The sequence below is a fragment of the Paenibacillus sp. FSL R5-0623 genome (genome assembly GCF_037974265.1).
Taxonomy (GTDB): Bacteria; Bacillota; Bacilli; order Paenibacillales; family Paenibacillaceae; genus Paenibacillus.
Genome location: NZ_CP150233.1, coordinates 3,435,917 through 3,453,985, shown reverse-complemented (window position 1 = coordinate 3,453,985; position 18,069 = coordinate 3,435,917). Strand labels below are relative to the sequence as shown.

Annotated in this window: 14 protein-coding genes and 2 pseudogenes; 2 read left to right on the top strand and 14 right to left on the bottom strand. The window is 41.9% G+C overall.

What is annotated here, in order from left to right; genetic code table 11:
• Positions 1–101: 101 nt before the first annotated feature.
• The 8 genes and pseudogenes from MKY92_RS15125 to MKY92_RS15090 all read right to left on the bottom strand — a co-directional run.
• The gene (locus tag MKY92_RS15125) at positions 102–686 is read right to left on the bottom strand and encodes a hypothetical protein (RefSeq protein ID WP_339301583.1); all 585 of its coding nucleotides are present in this window, start codon (positions 684–686) and stop codon (positions 102–104) included.
• Positions 687–742: 56 nt separating this feature from the next.
• Entirely contained in the window at positions 743–1,273 is a 531-nt protein-coding gene (locus tag MKY92_RS15120; RefSeq protein ID WP_339301581.1) for a MauE/DoxX family redox-associated membrane protein, read from the bottom strand.
• Positions 1,274–1,288: 15 nt separating this feature from the next.
• Positions 1,289–3,913 (bottom strand): FtsX-like permease family protein, encoded by a 2,625-nt coding sequence (locus MKY92_RS15115; protein WP_339301580.1) that lies wholly within the window; start codon positions 3,911–3,913, stop codon positions 1,289–1,291.
• Between the two features lie 991 nt (positions 3,914–4,904).
• Positions 4,905–5,354 carry a hypothetical protein gene (locus tag MKY92_RS15110; protein WP_339301579.1) on the bottom strand — a complete coding sequence of 150 codons (450 nt, stop codon included), beginning with the start codon at positions 5,352–5,354 and terminating at the stop codon, positions 4,905–4,907.
• 25 nt (positions 5,355–5,379) lie between these two features.
• The gene (locus tag MKY92_RS15105; RefSeq protein WP_339301577.1) at positions 5,380–7,197 is read right to left on the bottom strand and encodes an asparagine synthase-related protein; all 1,818 of its coding nucleotides are present in this window, start codon (positions 7,195–7,197) and stop codon (positions 5,380–5,382) included.
• Positions 7,198–7,617, bottom strand: a complete 420-nt coding sequence (locus MKY92_RS15100) for a lasso peptide biosynthesis B2 protein (protein ID WP_339301576.1) — start codon at positions 7,615–7,617, stop codon at positions 7,198–7,200. It lies immediately after the preceding gene.
• Positions 7,618–7,627: 10 nt separating this feature from the next.
• Complete coding sequence (locus MKY92_RS15095) at positions 7,628–7,885, bottom strand: PqqD family protein (RefSeq protein WP_339301575.1); 258 nt, start codon at positions 7,883–7,885, stop codon at positions 7,628–7,630.
• A gap of 683 nt (positions 7,886–8,568) precedes the next feature.
• A pseudogene (locus MKY92_RS15090) lies at positions 8,569–8,789 on the bottom strand (IS30 family transposase); the annotation flags it as partial.
• A 128-nt stretch (positions 8,790–8,917) separates the two neighbouring features.
• Here MKY92_RS15090 and MKY92_RS15085 point away from each other — a divergent pair.
• Positions 8,918–9,069 (top strand): annotated as a pseudogene (locus tag MKY92_RS15085) (transposase); the annotation flags it as partial.
• A 69-nt stretch (positions 9,070–9,138) separates the two neighbouring features.
• Here MKY92_RS15085 and ascB read toward each other — a convergent pair.
• From ascB to MKY92_RS15065, 4 genes are all read right to left on the bottom strand, one after another.
• Positions 9,139–10,605: a 6-phospho-beta-glucosidase gene (gene ascB, locus MKY92_RS15080; protein WP_339301574.1), complete on the bottom strand. Its 1,467-nt coding sequence runs from the start codon at positions 10,603–10,605 to the stop codon at positions 9,139–9,141.
• 42 nt (positions 10,606–10,647) lie between these two features.
• Positions 10,648–12,585, bottom strand: coding sequence for a beta-glucoside-specific PTS transporter subunit IIABC (locus tag MKY92_RS15075; RefSeq protein WP_339301572.1), 1,938 nt, complete (start codon positions 12,583–12,585; stop codon positions 10,648–10,650).
• A 158-nt stretch (positions 12,586–12,743) separates the two neighbouring features.
• Positions 12,744–13,592, bottom strand: a complete 849-nt coding sequence (locus MKY92_RS15070) for a PRD domain-containing protein (protein WP_339301569.1) — start codon at positions 13,590–13,592, stop codon at positions 12,744–12,746.
• A 232-nt stretch (positions 13,593–13,824) separates the two neighbouring features.
• Entirely contained in the window at positions 13,825–14,757 is a 933-nt protein-coding gene (locus MKY92_RS15065) for an ArsR family transcriptional regulator (protein ID WP_339301567.1), read from the bottom strand.
• 208 nt (positions 14,758–14,965) lie between these two features.
• Here MKY92_RS15065 and MKY92_RS15060 point away from each other — a divergent pair, with 208 nt between their 5' ends.
• The gene (locus tag MKY92_RS15060) at positions 14,966–16,474 is read left to right on the top strand and encodes an alpha-N-arabinofuranosidase (RefSeq protein ID WP_339301565.1); all 1,509 of its coding nucleotides are present in this window, start codon (positions 14,966–14,968) and stop codon (positions 16,472–16,474) included.
• Between the two features lie 307 nt (positions 16,475–16,781).
• Here the strand turns inward: MKY92_RS15060 and MKY92_RS15055 are convergent, their stop codons facing one another.
• Together MKY92_RS15055 and MKY92_RS15050 are read right to left on the bottom strand one after the other, a co-directional pair.
• Positions 16,782–17,360, bottom strand: a complete 579-nt coding sequence (locus MKY92_RS15055; protein WP_339301563.1) for a hypothetical protein — start codon at positions 17,358–17,360, stop codon at positions 16,782–16,784.
• 137 nt (positions 17,361–17,497) lie between these two features.
• A complete protein-coding gene (locus MKY92_RS15050; protein ID WP_339301561.1) occupies positions 17,498–18,061 on the bottom strand; it encodes a GNAT family N-acetyltransferase in 564 nt (187 codons plus the stop codon).
• Positions 18,062–18,069 lie beyond the last annotated feature (8 nt).

Here is an 18,069-nt window from a genome sequence, read left to right as displayed (position 1 = left end):
GTAGTACCCAGCATGTTACTCCCACAGGTCGTACTTGCCACATGACACTGGTAATTTTCCATAAGTTATACAAAGAGGTTCTTAGACCCACCTTGTTAAGATCAGTTTTTGACTTCATAATGGCTACGCCCCGATACAATTTTGGTCTCTTGTTTTACAAGTTGATCTAAGAAGTGTTCAACTTTCTCCTTGTTAACTGACTGGCGTGCTACTATGACCCCTTGTTCATTTATTACATAAGCAAATGGAAAGCGGTGTACACGCCATTTCTTTATGATTTCAATTTGTGAGGCTACTCTAACAGCTGGCAACACTCGTCCTGCTAAAGTCCACATCATTTCCGACTGCTCTACATCGTTATCCATAATTATCAATCTAATTGACATGTGGGAATATGTCTTTGCTATCCTAGGTACAATCGCCATCATTTCACGGCAAAATGTGCATCCATAATCAACAACTAACAAAACAGTATGACGCTTTTCTGTTGCTTCATAGATAGTAGAAAACGGCTGCAGCTCATCATTAGTAAGTGAATAAACAGGTACTGGAGGGATAGACAACCCAGGTAATAAACCTTCTTCTGAAAATTCTCGATGTGATAACCTCCATAATCGGAAAAACAACATGAATAAAATAGCAATTCCTAGCCAAATCGCTAACATTGATTGCTGCCAAATTGGCATAAAGTATCCTCCTTCCATTCCATCTTCACAGTAGTATCCACCTCACTAAGCTTCTGCTACTTGGTTGGCCTCTCAAATGAATACACAGTTGTACATATACTAATAACTAGTAACAACAGCGCAGGTAACAATATCAATGTAAAAAATTGTTGAACAGAGATAGCATTCAATAGAGACAACGATGGTTGAGTTGACCAGATAATAATTGGTATAGCATATATAAGATAGATACTATTCTGCACAAGACCTGCCTTACCCAGCCTTGTACTCATCCATTTTCCATGACAACCACAAGTCATATCTATCTTTCGAACTAATGCATACGAATGCAACCCAATAAAGCCGACAAATAGCAAACTACCTACAATCGCTGCTAATCGAGCTAGAAATCCAAATAGCACCAAGCTACCCGTTACAAGTTCTGTACAGACGAGTAAAACAGCAATCAATTTATTTAACTTATTAGGAGTTAACCTTAGTAAGTTCATAATATCCAGCAGACTTCCTAGCGATAATAGTTTCAACATCGCAGATAACAGCAACATCAAGCCAAGTGCAATTTGCATAATAAGTGCTAAATAATCCATACAAGCTACCTCCGACTACTCGACCTTTAATTCCTCAGTAATAGAATTCAGTCCAATCTGTCTAGCATATAAGAACGAAATAAGAAGCGAAATAACGCCAACAACGATAATAGGCAAAGCAATAGTATACCACCTGATCGTCCATCCATTGAATTCATCCGTTCCAGTAAATAATCCAACGATAATCCAACCTCCGGATATAATTCCTATAACAATGGATGTAACTGCATACAATAAGCCTTGTACGATAATCACAGATCTAAGCTTCGCTGTGGTTAACCGAATTGCTCGAAGTATGGCGTACTCCCTACGTTGTGAATGAAATGTTGCACCAAGTGTATTCATTATGCCCACAATACCCACAATTACAAATATCACCATTACTGTCCATAAAATAGTATATTGCTCTCTGGATTGTTCTGCAATTCGTAATAACTCTGAATCTAGATCAGTAACCTTAATCAACGGATCATCTTTTAGTAATTCCTGTAACAAAATCCTTACACTTGTAATATCACTACCTTCGCTAACTTGCACATAAATCTTTTTGGGCGAAATCCCTTTAGAATTATTTTTGTTATCGCCTTCAATCCATGATCCCTTTGGATTGTTAATATCTAACAAAACCAGTGTTTCTTCTGTAAGAAAAGTTAGCTCTGTCACTCCGCTTACGGGCAATTCATATTGTTCCAACCTTTCACCTAGTTTAGTTCTTTGCAAAGACACCTTATCACCTAAGCCTATTCCCATATGCCCAGCATACTCTGGTTGTATGACTATCCCCGATGGTAGTTCTTTATAATCGATTTTTAGTAAACCCATTTGCTGCATCAGCTTTAAATCGGTCAGTGCAATTCCTAACCACTGATAACCATACGTATCATATAATGGTGTACCTTTTTTATAATATTCTGGTGAACTGCTGTTCTGCTTTAACCAGTTTGGATCCGCTCGCTCATAATTCATATCCCCAAGAAGCACAGCATGGAAAGATCCCACGGGCAGCGCATTACTAACGCCTTTCACTTGACGCACTTGTTTTACTATGTTAGAAGACATTACATCACGTTTCTTCTCAATCACGATAGGTGTAATATGCTCACGCCTAACTTGTTCTACATTTGCACGGTTGAAATTTTCAATAAAAGTTGGAATGGCAATGAATGCAGTTACGATACTAGCTAGTAACATAACGATGAACGAATTTTGCCTACGTAACGCTACGAATTGCTTCACTGCATAAAAAGCCTCAGCAATTACGAACTTACGAAAGAACCAACCACTACAGTGAGAGACGATAGGTATCAAATAACCTGTACCAACGATACATCCTCCAGCTGCTAATAGTCCTCCTATAAGTGTAAAGAGCAACCGTACATCGCTACCAATAATGCCTAGTCCGGATAGAACTAAAATTAAACATCCGATAACGAATAGAATTCCTGCACACCAGGCATTTAATCTACTTAATCCCTGTTGTTCGCTATGCCGAACAGCAACAAGTGGAGCAGCAGCTGCAGCAGCATTTACTGCAACTCTCATAACAGACAATGTCAAAACTAACCATCCGACAACAGCGATGGTAGTGATTAATTTAGGGTTTATTTCTACATTATCCACGGTAAACCCCATCATCGAGTCAATAAATTTTGTTGAAACACTACAGAATAAAACACCTATACCAACACCGAGCGCAATACCTAACACATTTATCACTGCCGCTTCCATCATAACCATTTTATAGATAACCCTACGACTAGCGCCAACCATCCGAAATGTGGATAATTCCCGTATTCGTCCAAGCAACATCAGTTTAAAGCTACTAGACAAGAACAATATACTGACTAGTATCAGTATACCTCCTAATCCGATAGTCATAATTCTAAACATCATACGTTGCTTTATCACACCATTGTCCTGTGACTGAAGAGATATATCCATATCAGGATCAATTTCTAATCGAATCGTTTCCTCAACAGCCTTATCAGATATTCCGTCTTTTACATCAAGGTATACGGTATTGGCGACTTCTCCTAATGAATATGCTTCGCGTATGGCATCTATATTGAGAATCACTGCTGAACCTGATTCATACTCAGGAATAATCTCAGTGACAGTCTTTTCAAGAACGATGTCATTATTCATGGAGAACTCCTTCGAGTCTCCCTGCTTTACTCCCCATTTTTTGGCTACCTCTTCAGTAATCACCATGTCATCAGGTTCCAAAGTTGTGGTGAAACCATAAAAATTCCGAGTTAATGAATTAGGTTCAATTGCAACATAGTTGATAGCGTCATTGTTTCGATCTTGGTAATTATACCTATTTGTTGCAAGTTCTGGAAATATAATAGCTATACCTGAATCAATGACACCATCTAGATTTCTTAATTTGTAAATCTCATCTTTATCGAGGAATTTCTTTTCTTTCGCACCATTTGTCGGACTGTATCCAACCATTAAATCAAACGTACCATATTTCTTATCTATAGTCTTTTGAACAGAACGCTCCATAGAAACGTACAAAGAACTTACAACGATAATTAGGCCGAAACTAATACCAATACCGATACAAGTCAGAATGAGTCGCTGTTTCTTAGCAAATAACATTCTCATCGTAATCCCAAAAATAGAGCGTTTCATCACTGACCTCCAATATAATCATACTTGCTAGAGTTTTGGCTTATTTCTTAGTTGACTAAAACAATTTAAAGAAAACGAAATCGTTTCTCCTTTTCAAGTGATAAAGGATGTCCCTGACAAACCCTACTAATACCCAACAGTGCGAGGAAAAGAAAAGGTAATTGTTTATTTCAAGGATTTCATTTACCTAACTCTGGTGCGGCTATGCCTTGGATTAAGAACCAGATCCCAATTGTCATTATTTGTTACCGTATACTAGCTTCCTTACTGACTTAATAATCAATTCGAATTGATTCTCTAAAAAATGTTACTCACCATATTAACATCTGTAACGCTACACTGAACTATGTCTAGCACTTCGCTCATTATTTAATCAATCTCAGACTTTACAATTAAAATGAAGCCTAGCAGCGTATCATCTCGTACGCGAGTTGTATTGATCAGTATCATTAATGTATCAGCTGCTCAAAGCGGGTGGAAAAGCTCATATGCTTAAACGCAATAAAACTACAACTAACCTAGTCATCTTTTTTATACGTTAAATTGTTTTCCTCTTAAGCTGAAAACTTTTAGCCTACAACAAGTATCCATGTAATTATTAACTGCACAATACACAACACAAAATTCCCCCATACATGTCGAATTGAGATTACGCTTGGCGCATTCATCTTAAAACAACCGCAACCATAAGGGAAACTTCTCCCTTTATTCGCAAACATCAAAATAAAAAAAACAAACTGTAAGGCGGCCCCTAAAACGAAACCATAAATCCGTGTCCAAGGTAATAAAATCCAGACTGCTGTCAATAGTTCAATTATAATCAGTAATGGTGCCAATTTTGTTGCTATAGCTAGTGGCATGTGATAGGCGCCTAATTGATATTCACTTACGATGTAACTGAAAGTATATGGTGTTCGTAATTTTTGCACAGAGCTTTTGTAGTATAAAGCAGCTAAAACGACCGAAACCAACCATATCAGAATACTGATAATCACGATGCTATCACACCCAACTTATTCGATATAAAATGTTGAATAGCAGTAATATCCTGATCAATATGCATTTGATAAATAAACATTTGTTCTTTGTATTGATCATACGTATTGACTGCTAAGATACAAGGGTACTTTTCAATTTTTAACATTTGAGCAATCTCCATTCGCTCAGTAAAGATAATCTGTCCGTCAAATATCAATAATTCCAATCCCTGTTCTTTAATTAGTTGTTGTAAAGGTTCTATCCACTTGGCACACTGAGGATAACCAACCACGTCTAGGCAAAAAATAAACCCCCGAAATCCTGTTTTCAACTTATTTTGAATAATTTCTGCTGACGGTAAATCCATCAGATATCGATGATGTCTCCTTATCTTAAGTATTAGAACAAAATATAACAGAACAGAACACACACCCGTTATTACAATTAAAATTGCTACTGGCACCTGCTCATCTCCTATTACTTGAATTTTAATGCACTAGATCTATTTTGAGTTGCTCCTCCAGTTTAGCTAACCACAACTCAAGTGTGAGCAAAACCCACATATCTTCTCGCACTACCATTCCATGTCGAAATTTATACAATGTTTGTAACCATTCTTCATGGGGCAATATATTCAATATTCGTATCCTTCCTTTAGATGCTACATGAATGACTTTGTTCCATACTTGTTTCAATCCCTCATGTGTAAGTGGGAGGTGTCCCGTTTTATTCTTACGATCAATAATTTGCTTAGGTAGATACTTCCCCATTGATTTCCGTAATAAGGGCTTTGTCATATCACTTTGAAATCTCACTTCTCCTGGCACACGGAATAAAAACTCGACTAAATCGCGATCAAGAAATGGGTGCTGCATTGTGACGCCATACTTTGCAGCCAGCACTCGGTCCATGAACAAGTGAGCCGTAGTGCCTTTAAACTGCTGGTAGTACTCTTGTTGATTGTATGATGGAATTTGCTTAAGTTCTTTTATGAACTGGCTATGTTTATTACTACGCAGTTCTTTAGCCCATCCGCTGCCTATTAAAGGCCCTATACCATAATGAACCAGTAGCTTTGGAGTTGAGAGTCTGAATCTACCAGCTAACTCTGATGCTTTTTTAAACGCAAAGGATATTCTTCCTTTTTTTAACATATCAGCTAAAACCGGAAATGAACCTGTTAACAGATGATCACTTCCGTAACCAGTAAAAATTTGCTTGGCTCCAGTATCAGAAGCACAACGAATAAGTGCTCCTGTAAAACTTGCAGAGGCTGCTGTGACAGTCGGTTCATATGTCCACAAATATCCATTTGGAAATTGGTTGAAAGTCCCGTAATCATCACAAACTTCAAAGGAAATATCATCTCGACTATTATAATAGTCAAGTACAGCATAAATATATTCACGCTCATCGCACTCGTGCCAGCGGTCAAAAACTCCACTGACTGGAATTGTATTTACCGTTGGCATCTCCGTTCTGGCAATGCCATACAGTAATGTTGAATCAAGACCACCGCTCATCATAACCGCATGTTTAACCGGAGGAAGCATTCTGCGTTTCACAGCATTCACCATTAACTCTCGAAAATGTGATTGATAATCCTCAGTATTGCGATATTGCAATTGATCACATCGATCATATAAATTCCAGTATTTATGTATATTCACCATACCAACGCTTATCTCCAACCAAGATGCACTTGATAAGCGGTACACGTCTTTATAGGGTGTATTTAATTCATCCATATGGCCATTATATAAATAGAAATCCATCAAATATTCAGTATTTACATTTTCAAGAGAAAAGACATCCTTCAATAGACAGAGATCACTTGATATCCATAAGGTATTTTGTTGTCTTGTCCAGAATAACGTGCGCATTCCTGTATGATCTCGTACAGCAATTGCCTTGCGTTCACGTTCATCCCAAATAACAAAACTGAACTCACCTACGAAATCGTTGACTATACTAATACCATTCAATTGTATAAGTTCTAAAGCGAGCTCCAAATCATTGAATATTTCCGTTCTGCTTGTATGTAAATCTTTGAGTCGCGTTAGTAGAACATCTCTATTATCTAAACGAATATCACCTATGATGGTCTGATGACGGCGAATTGTATACATGTGCTGTGGCATAATAGTCGAGGTCGACTCTATGATTAGTGCACACATTGCTGATTCATGCTGCAGCTTAGAACAAATTCCGTTATAAGGAGTGCGTATCGTTTCTACAAGAGAATGTTCATTAAAAGGGGATATAGGAGCCCCATCCAAATTAATAGCAACAACAAACCACTTCATCTATAGTGCTCCTTCTTCCGTTGAAAGGATAATTTGAAATTGATCAGTATACTGAGAATCTTCATTGATATTTTGACCGTTAAGCACTAACCATGCATGAGCACTGAATGGCATTTTTCGAACGCCAACAACTAACTCTACAGGCAAATGAAATTTTTTTCGCAAATATTGATAGCCGAGAAAAGAACGATGCATACATTGAGCTGAACGTGGGTAAACCGTGCAAATATAATCAATGCTCTCCAACATTTTATTGATATCTTCTATGTAATTGTTTCCCCTTGTTTTTTGTGAATTGACTTTATCTAGTGAATACAGCTGCATATATCTTTGAAACAATTTTTCGAATCCGAATAGCTGTAAACTTAGATCAATTCTAAATAGTGAGATGTAAAGTTTAGCGAGTTCTAACTTACTCACGATAATTACCTCATTTCTTCTTAATGAGTTTATTTCGTTTCAGTTCAGCGATAAAATTCTCTATATCTATATATAGTTGTTGTCTAGAAACATCTGCATATTTGTGCTGCATTAGTGTGAGAATAGCATTAACATTTAGACCAGATTCGATTCCCATCCAAATATCAGAACCTATCTCATCTATGCCGTAAAATAGGCCACGTTTGGTATCAAATAGTACCTTCTCTCCATCTTCATCTACTGTTCTAACGTGTGGATTAATCTTCACTGTTTTCTCCCACCCCGAAATTATTAAATTCAATAATAAGTTGACACATGCAAGTTAATCAAACTTGCATGTGTCAATCAAACTACCTGAATCTTACGGCAAAATGTAAACAGAAGTAAGCAGTTTTACTTCGTATAAAAATGGTTCGATAACTCATTGTGAGCGATTATGTATGAGGGAATTACCCTTGCCAACGATCCAGATCGTACTCAGGCAACCGGCTCCTCTTAGCAACCCTTTGTAAATACCTGGGTTGATGTACGCACACAAAATTTAAGGAATGAATTGTTGAACTACCGAGATTAAATCCACGATAATCCTTCGGTACTAAACATTAACAGTTATCATGATTAGCACACGTATCCGGCGGATCTTTAATTGCGCAAACAGTTTCATAATTACAGTTAGCTCGGTCCACGCAATTTCTCTGGATATACTCATAAAAGCCTGTTTTATCCACTGTAAAGTTCTCTATCCCCCAATTACAGTCACCCTGAATTAGGTCCTTGGATTTACCGAACTTTACTAACTTAGGTGTTGCATAAGTCTGATTAATCAACAGCATTACCTCCTAATAGAATTTTGTAGTTGTTTTACAAATATATACAACTAATCTCTTAATTTATCATTATATTACACTATTTTCAATATATTCTCTGATTTTTTTTTCATATGACGGATTGTCAAGCCAAGTGCGACAGTTCCTCTGAGAAAGATTCGTGAGCGGTTCTCACCCCAAGCATTTTCGTGGTCTGTGATTGATCAAGCTCAGAGCGGTCTCCAAGGCTTCATCTGTGATTTGTGCGAAATCTGTTCCCTTGGGGAAAAACTCTCGCAAGAAACCATTGGCATTCTCATTCGAGCCCCGTTGCCAGGAGGAATACGGATCTGCAAAATACACTTGTAGGCCGTGAGTGACTTCCAGGCTGGCGTAACAGCGAGCTATGATACGAATGCCATTCGGACCTTTTTGAAGGAACAACAAGCCATACCGGTGATTCCCGGAAAGAAAATCGCCGAGTAACCCTAAAATATGATCGGGATGTTACAAAGAGCGCCATTTGGTGGAATGCTTCTTTATTAAAGTAAAGAATTATCGTCGTTTAGCGACTCGTTTTGATAAATTAGCGTGTACGTTCAAGTCTTTTTTGGCCCTGGCATCCATTATGGTGTGGCTTGCTTAAGTTTGAAGACACGCCCTAGTGTAAAATAAAGAACCGCCCATACGGGCGGCGTGTAAGAATTTTGTATAATTACAGGATTTCTCCGTTCGTTTCAATAACTTGTTTGTACCAGTAGAAGGAGTCCTTGCGAGTTCTTTCAAGCGAACCATTGCCGGCATTGTCTTGATCTACATAAATGAAACCATAACGTTTGCCCATTTCAGAAGTGGAGCAGCTAATGATATCGATAGGTCCCCAGCTAGTGAAACCCATCAATTCAACGCCGTCAGCGACAGCTTCTTTCATCTGTTCGATGTGGCTGCGCAAGTAATTGATGCGATAAGGGTCATGCACTGCCCCGTCCTCTTCCGGTGTGTCGATAGCACCCAGCCCGTTTTCAACGATGAAGAGCGGTATCCGGTAGCGGTCATACAATCGGTTCAGCGCGACGCGAAGACCAATCGGATCGATAGGCCATCCCCATTCGCTAGCTTTCAGATGAGGGTTTTTGATCTGACTTACCAGCATACCTGAGTTGCTGTTGTCATTCGGGTCATACTTTCCGATATACGTCATGTAATAACTGAAAGCAATAAAGTCCACGGTATTATCCCGGATAATGGCATCGTCGTTAGGAGCTTTAACCAGTTCAATGCCGTTTTCCTCAAAATATCTTTGCATATAGGATGGGTATTCGCCCCGTGCCTGTACCTCTGGGTAGAACAGGTTCATCTGATCTTCCTTCAGCGTCTGCAGAACGTCCTCCGGTTTACTAGAAGCAGCATACGTTTCCAGACGGCAGATCATGCAGCCAATCTGAGCATTTGGCATTTTCTCTTTTCCGCTTTTGACAGCCAGTGCACTAGCTACAAACTGATGATGCGTTGCCTGATAAGCCACTTGCTCCGGGTTTCCCTTTATTTTATCTTCCAGAATGCCGCCGCCAGTATACAGACTTGTCAGCATCATATTCATTTCATTGAAGGTAATCCAGTATTTCACTTTGTCTTTGTAACGGTCAAACAGCGTATTGGCAAATTTCAGATACAGATCGATCATCTCGCGGCTTTCCCAGCCGTTGTATTTGCGGGTTAACTCAACGGGCATCTCGTAGTGAGAGATCGTTACGAGCGGCTCAATGCCGTATTTCAAGAGTTCGTCGAGCACGTTATCATAGAAGGCAAGACCAGCTTCATTGGGAACTGCTTCTTCTCCTGTTGGGAAGATCCGTGTCCACGCGATCGAAAGACGAAACACTTTGAAACCCATCTCTGCAAACAAGGCAATGTCTTCTTTGTAGCGATGATAGAAATCCACGCCGTTGCGTTTCGGGAAATATACGTTGGTGTTACCGCTCAGATATTCTTCTAATTGAATAGAATCCACGTCGAAGGTGAAATCCTTGCCATTGCGCTCCTCATGTGGAACGAATGGAGCCATGTCTGAGGTAGAGAGTCCTTTGCCGTCTACGTCATATGCACCTTCCAGCTGATTGGCAGCGGTAGCTCCGCCCCATAAAAATCCTTCAGGAAATAAGTGTTTATTTGTTTTTGTCATGTTGTTTCTCTCCTTTTGTTGTATATGGTATTTATGAAGCTGTTAACGAACGGTGAGGAGAAGCAATTCATTCATTGGAATCACCCCCTTCACCTGAATAGGTACTACATCGAGGTAATCCGGCGTATTGGTTACGATGACTGGTGTCACAAGGTCAATACCCGCACCCTGAATGCCATCCATATCAAATTCCAGAAGCAAGTCACCCTTCTTCACTTCTTGTCCTGCAACAACCTTCACGTCAAAAAATTTCCCTTTGAGCGACACACTGTTTAGTCCAACATGAATGAGAATGTCGATTCCACTGGAAGAGGTCAGCATAATCGCATGTTTACTTTTGGCAACCAACGTGACGGTTCCGTCAAAAGGAGCTGTAACACGTCCATCCTGCGGACGAATGGCAATACCTTTCCCGGTCAATTCCTCGGCAAACGTTTGATCCGGAAGCTCTGCGAGCGGCACCAATTCACCAGTGAGCGGGCTGAACACCTCCCCTTTTTTATCCTCAATGGAATGTACAGTGACAGGTGCCACCGTTTCTTGAGAAAAGGCAGTGGTTGTATCCTGTTCCTGTTCGGTTAATGTTTGTGCTGAGTCGGACATGGCAGAATTGTGTGCATTTGGCTCATCCCACTTGAGCAGCAAAGTCACCACGAAGGAAACGCTAAAGCTGATGCCAATTCCGATTAATGCATACCAGAAATTGGACATGCCACCATTCGGGCCAATGTATAACGGAAGTGACAGCAATCCTGGTACAGCAAAACCGAAGCATTTCAGACCCACTGCGGTAATAAAGCCGCCCCCTGCTGCTCCACCGATGAGTGAAGCGTAAAATGGTTTTTTCAGCTTCAAGGTGACACCGTACAGTGCAGGTTCAGTAATACCAAGCAAGGCGGAGATGCCACTGGATAAAGCAATGGATCTCATTCTTTTATCTTTCGTCTTGAGGAAAACAGCTGTGACTGCACCAGCCTGGCTCATATTAGTTATCAGGTTGATCGGCAGCAAAAGTACGTCATATCCGAGTTTGCTCAGATTCTGCAAGGTGCCTGGGAAGAACGCATAATGCATTCCCGTCATAACAATCAGAGGCATGAAGCCGCCAAGAATAATGCCGGTTAACGGACCCGAATGGGCAAAGAGCCAAGAAGTGCCCATTTCCAGATAGATGCCCATGTAATTCCCTAGGGGGCCAATCGCAATTAATAGAATCGGCACCGTGATGACTAGCACAATCATCGAGGTAAAGATGACTTTGACCGGACCGGGAATAAAACGATCCACCCAGCGATGTACATAACTCAGAAGCCACACACCCAGAATAATGGGAATAACGGACTGGGTGTAATTCACAATGGACACGGGCAGCGAGAGAAAACGAATCGGTTCAAGCTGGTTTGCCAGATAAGCGTTCAGAATCGTAGGATACAATAAAGTACCTGCAAGCGTCAGGGCGATATATTCATTCACTTTGAACTTTCGGGCTGATGATAGAGCCAGAAGGAAAGGCAAGAAATAAAAGGCCGCATTTGCGATGGAAGACAGAACTTGATACTCACCGCTGTTCTCCTGTATCGCTCCAAGTGTAACGAGCAGTGCCAGAATCCCCTTTAACATCCCGGTACCCACGATGGCAGGCAGAATCGGAGTGAAAATGCCGGAGATCGTATCCAAAACAGCATTAATCCCTTTAGAGCGTGGTGCGTCTGTTTCGGGCTTCGATATGCCATTCTGCTTCATCTGATCCTCGATCTGCTCATATACGGCTGCAACCTGGTTACCAATAACCACCTGAAACTGATCGTTCTGAAACTGTGCGCCGAGCACGCCATCAAGTGCTTTAATCTGTTCCAGTTGAACTTTGTTTTGCTCTCGAACGTTGAAACGAAGCCGTGTGATGCAGTGCCAGGCTTGGCTAATATTCTCTTGCCCTCCTGTTAACTGAATAATTTCTTTGGACAACTCCCGATGATTCATGTTGCTTCCTCCTTTTTTGGCGAAAAAAAAACCAAATGTAATACCGGCCCGCCGCAGATGCGGAGTCGGAAACATTTGGTGGTGCCTGATCGAATCAGTAACACTCCATATTCAATTCATATTGATGATGGTATAACTTCAAACAGGTTGTATGGAGATCAATCCGTATCGGTACGGGATGTCACTCTCTCGATGTGGATCATGAGATATACCATCTCATCGGGAGTAATCATGAATCCGCGTTGCTGCTCCATCGCCTTCTTTATTTTGAGTGCGCATTGGAAGCTGACAGGATATCGCTCCGACAATACATCATATAGAAATTGCTGATCTTTGAACGAGAGCACTTCCCGGTTCAACTGACGAACAATGAAGTATCTCAGATGGGTGATGAACCTGGAAAAATCAGCAGATTCCTGATTCAGTGTCATCCTAAAATGTTCTGTCATGATACCTAAAATGTCGTTAATCATCTGTGTAATTTTAATCGTTTGGTTCATACTGCCCGAGTCGAATTGTGAGTTCACGAAATGAAGGGCAATAGAGCTTGATTCACCAGATGGCAGTGAGACTAGAAAAGCATCATTGATTTTTTGAACTGCCCATTCTCCGGCACGGTATTCGGCAGGATATAGATGGCGAATGTCCCAATGAAGCGGATTTTGCACATCCACACCTTTTTTGAAACGATCCAGCGCAAAATGAATATGGTCCGCAAGTGTTAACAGGATCGAGTCATTCAGCTTTTTTCCGATCATTGTCTTGCCTTCTTCAATAATCTGATCCGTAATGTCGATGACTTGCAGTGGGATATCACTGAGAAATTGTTCAACTCGCTGATATTTATCATTCGAGCCAATTCGGAACATTTTCTGGATCTGGCTCTGCTCAATCGGCTGTCCTTTTACTTTTTTGAAGCCAACACCCGTTCCGATGACAATGACTTCGCAACCTTCGGCGTCTTCGGCCAGTGCAATGTTGTTATTTAACGATTTTTTAAACCTCATGATGCAATCACCCCCAGTATGCAAAAAGCACCACCAATGTCCAATTCACAAGTAATAAACAAACTTGTGGAATCCAGACTTTGGTGGTGCCTGATCGAATCAGTGACACTCCTTATATAGCTGTATCTTATATCAGCTATGTAATCGTTGTCAATACCATTACTCTGGAATTGTTCTGCAGGTGGTTCATCGTGGAACTTTCCCTCTATAAACTGACATCAAAACGAAAATCCTATTCGTCTGGAGTTATATTTTCCTGAGCATCATAATAATATCGAATCAAAATATCCTGATCGTAGTTGCCGAACCCTTTCCCGAACAACGTAAGTCCGCCTCGGCCAGCTACTCCCTCTTCCGGCTTCAATCCAAAGGTCCAATAGGTGGATGCACCCAGATTCAGGTCTTTAACGCACACGTCCGAGATGCGCTGACCATCAATAAACGTGCCCTCCCCGTTAATACGCAGCATTTTCAATACACCATACTGGTTGACATCCAGCTTCCACCATTGTGGCGTATGTTTACCTTTCCGATCCCCGAAATCGCCAGGGCTTGTCCAAGTACCGAGATCACTGCCGTTAAGGGTAAAGCGAATATCAGACGGCCAGTTTTCGTTCACCTTTGGCGCTTCCGAGCTTAGTTCAAGGGAAATTTCAATCTCTCGAAGATGCTGATCATTATACAGATAATTGGGAATCTTATATTCAAGAAAACCTCGTGCCATCCAAAGGATTCCCGCGTTCACCCGATCCGGGTCCATAAAACAGGCAGGTGTGTCGTACTGTCCAATCATCTGCGTAGTTGTCGCAATCCCGCAGGTCGGCCATGCTTCATAATCTGTATATTGACCTACCGGTATGGATATTTCATGGTAAGGAGCGTCAACAGGTTCTGGTGACAGGTTAATAGTCATGAACTCTCGTACGATAAAACAGTACTTATAGGTTCCGCCGTTCTCCCGTTTCATTCGGCTGCCGACAATTCCGGCTTTTTGCAGCTTGCTGACATGTGTACTTACAATAGCTTTGCTCAGAAAAAGCTCTTGGGCAAGCGCATTGATATGCATTTCCCTGTTTTGTAGCAGCAGGCGCACAATGTTTAAACGGGCTTCACTTGCCAGTGCCTCGTAAATTAGCAATGAAGCTGCATCTGTCCCAAGCATCATGATGTTCACTTCCTTTTTGAGTGAAATCGATCTATTTCAATTTCAGGATTCGTTATTTTGCGAACTCATCAAAATGAACTTGCTCAATATATAAGCATTATGATACATATTAGATAACAAATCAATGATTTGATTTTGCTTTTAAGCGAATTCAACACCACAGTTAATTCTTTCAAAAATATGAATTCATCCAATGGAGGTACATACCATGCTTACATCCAAAATGCTTATCGATAAAGACTTTCAGATTGCTGAAGTAGATCCGCGTGTCTATGGTTCATTTATAGAACATCTGGGACGGGCCGTATACGGCGGTATTTATGATCCAGGTCATCCTACTGCAGATGCTCAAGGTTTCCGTCAGGATGCCATTGAAGCGATTAAAGCTTTGAACGTACCCATCGTTCGTTACCCAGGTGGCAATTTCGTATCCGGTTACAACTGGGAAGACGGTGTGGGCCCGGTAGCGGAGCGCAAACGCAGACTTGAACTCGCTTGGTGGACGATTGAAACGAATGCAGTTGGAACAAACGAATTTACAGATTGGGCCAAACTCGTTGGAACCGAAGTGATGATGGCTGTAAATCTGGGTACTCGCGGCATTGATGCGGCCAGAAACCTGATCGAATACTGTAACCACCCATCTGGCACATATTGGAGTGATCTACGGGTCTCTCACGGTTACAAGGACCCGCATAAATTCAAAACCTGGTGTCTAGGCAACGAAATGGACGGCCCTTGGCAGATTGGTGCAATGACTGCATATGAATATGGGCGTATTGCCAATGAGACCGCTAAAGCGATGAAATGGGTAGACCCGGATATCGAGCTTGTGGCTTGCGGCAGTTCCAGCCGTGACATGAGTACATTTGCAGATTGGGAAGCAACCGTGCTGGATCTCACCTATGAAAATGTGGACTACCTGTCCCTGCATCAGTATTACAACAACAATAAAGACAACACGTATGACTTCCTGGCGACATCGCTGGATCTGGATCAATTTATTGATAGTGTGGCTTCAATCTGTGATTTTGTACAAGCCAAGAAACGCAGCAAAAAGAAATTAATGCTGTCTCTGGATGAATGGAATGTCTGGAAATCTATTGGCACAAGCCGCATGGAAGAACGCTGGCAGATTGCGCCTCCAGAGTTTGAAGATGTGTATACACATGAAGATGCACTGGCTGTGGGCTGTTATCTGATTACCATACTCAAGCACGCCGACCGTGTAAAAATGGCTTGCCTTGCTCAGTTGATTAACACCATTGCACCAATCATGACGGAAAATAACGGAGCGATCTGGTTCCAGACGACCTATTTCCCGTTCATGCATGCATCCAACTTCGGTCGTGGTACGGTGTTGCGATCCATCACCTCTTCACCTAAATATGATTCCAAAGACTTCACAGATGTGCCTTATCTCGAAGCAATCAGTGTGCATGATGAAGAAAACGGCACGATCACAATCTTTGCGGTGAACAGACATCTGGATGAGCAGTTGGAACTCAACGTAGACCTGCGCTCCTTCGGAGAAACGACATTCGTGGAACATATCGTATTGGAGAACAACGATCTGAAAGCAACCAATACGAAAGAAAACCCGCGCAACGTTGTTCCTCACAACGGCGGATATACAACGGTTGACCAGGGTAAAGTGCAAGCTGTACTGAATAAGGCGTCGTGGAACGTCATTCGTCTGAAAACTAAACAAGCTTAATAGTAGATGAATAGAGTTTTCTTCTACTCTGTAAGATCAACATTGTTTTCACACCCCGTACAGAGAAGTTGTACGGGGTGTATTTAGGTTATTTGTTTTCTCTCTTCGTTTCTTTCTCGTATACAGCATAAGCAAATAAGCCACCCTCCGTTTGCCGTACGGAGAGCAGCTTGCAGTTAAGCATCTAGCGGAGAATATAAGGAACAGAATCGATCAGAAAGAGATCAAATCACCCAACACACTAGCAATACTTCCTTCCCAAATGAAAAGAAGGTTGTGTTCTATTTCACGATTTTCATTTCAAGTATTATCCTCGTTGTGCTTCCTCTTCACCTTCGGCTTCTGCCGCAGCCTGGCTTGCTGGAGTCATCAGCCCTTGAACCGCCCCCATAAATGGCTGAATCTGCTTAATCATGCCATACCCCATTTTGACCACAGGTGTAAACCGCTGGATCATGCCAAACAACCGCATACCACCGCCTAACATACCTCCAATTGAGCCTGCACCACCAGCTCCGCCGAAGCCACCTAACAACGAGCCTAGCATAGGCATGAAAGAGGATACCTGAGCTGGCCGAGACGTTGAACGAGACATCGACCGAGATCGCACCTGCGACTTACAAGTGCTGTTCACCCGTTTACGGTTCCGAGAGGAAGCTGTTTTTCTCTTCACCCCTGCTTTAGGTTTGGTTTTGCGAGCACTGCCTTCAGATGAGGTTGCTGTGATTGCAGCCTGAGTAAGCTTTCCGCCCCCGGTCAGCACTACGCCTTCGCTGTTAACGCCAGAGATGTACCCGACGTACGTTTCGCCATTATGAAGAGTCACGCAGACTGGGCGATCCTTGAGCCGTTTCATCCGGACGTGTATTTCATTGGTTTTAGCCATGGAATTCACCTCACTTGACTTGATCTACTTCAGTCTACGCAATGGGTGGACGACTTGCCTGTGCGATAGTACATCCGTGTGCCGAAATTGAAAAATGACCAGCGCTTTATTGGATAAAGTAAAATCGTTTGAGGGGTCTAACTCTTCCGGTAAGCAACCTTGTGAAAAGCATTGATATAACGAAACAGTGCCTCACCATCATCAGGCACATGCGTACTTCTATCCAATGGCAGCATCATTGCCTGATATGGTTCTGGCACCATTCTATATTGATGGACATAGGAGGTCAGGATGAACCCGTTGCGATGCCAGAACTGAATGCGTTCCTGATGAGCCCCCGTTGTCCCGGACTCCGCCTCGATAAGGATCCCTTTGATCTCATGTTCCCTTAACGCCCAGGCTCTGAGCTGCTCCAGCATCCAGGTTCCTATGCCCAACCCGCGCAGCTTCTGATCAACTGCGAGGTAGTCAATGATCAGAATGCGGTCCACAGCCTTCCCCTCTAGTCCAGTAACAGCCATCGCAACCACTTTTCCCTGATGCACGCCCGTGTGTAAATAACCAACCCCTCGGTCCAGCATACTGCGCAGAATCACTTTTGTCTTCGCACCGCTTTGAAAGGCCTCATGATAGATCCGCTCCATCCGTGCCCACATTGCTTCATCCCACTCCTCTATAGTAGTAAACACTAATTCCAGCATCTCGTTCA

Excerpts from the sequence above, each read along its gene's own strand:
- MKY92_RS15125 (WP_339301583.1), bottom strand. The coding sequence starts at position 686 with ATGCCAATTTGGCAGCAATCAATGTTAGCGATTTGGCTAGGAATTGCT.
- MKY92_RS15120 (WP_339301581.1), bottom strand. The coding sequence starts at position 1,273 with ATGGATTATTTAGCACTTATTATGCAAATTGCACTTGGCTTGATGTTG.
- MKY92_RS15115 (WP_339301580.1), bottom strand. The coding sequence starts at position 3,913 with ATGAAACGCTCTATTTTTGGGATTACGATGAGAATGTTATTTGCTAAG.
- MKY92_RS15105 (WP_339301577.1), bottom strand. The coding sequence starts at position 7,197 with ATGAAGTGGTTTGTTGTTGCTATTAATTTGGATGGGGCTCCTATATCC.
- ascB (WP_339301574.1), bottom strand. The coding sequence starts at position 10,605 with ATGACAAAAACAAATAAACACTTATTTCCTGAAGGATTTTTATGGGGC.
- MKY92_RS15075 (WP_339301572.1), bottom strand. The coding sequence starts at position 12,585 with ATGAATCATCGGGAGTTGTCCAAAGAAATTATTCAGTTAACAGGAGGG.
- MKY92_RS15070 (WP_339301569.1), bottom strand. The coding sequence starts at position 13,592 with ATGAGGTTTAAAAAATCGTTAAATAACAACATTGCACTGGCCGAAGAC.
- MKY92_RS15065 (WP_339301567.1), bottom strand. The coding sequence starts at position 14,757 with ATGATGCTTGGGACAGATGCAGCTTCATTGCTAATTTACGAGGCACTG.
- MKY92_RS15060 (WP_339301565.1), top strand. The coding sequence starts at position 14,966 with ATGCTTACATCCAAAATGCTTATCGATAAAGACTTTCAGATTGCTGAA.
- MKY92_RS15055 (WP_339301563.1), bottom strand. The coding sequence starts at position 17,360 with ATGGCTAAAACCAATGAAATACACGTCCGGATGAAACGGCTCAAGGAT.
- MKY92_RS15050 (WP_339301561.1), bottom strand. The coding sequence starts at position 18,061 with ATGCTGGAATTAGTGTTTACTACTATAGAGGAGTGGGATGAAGCAATG.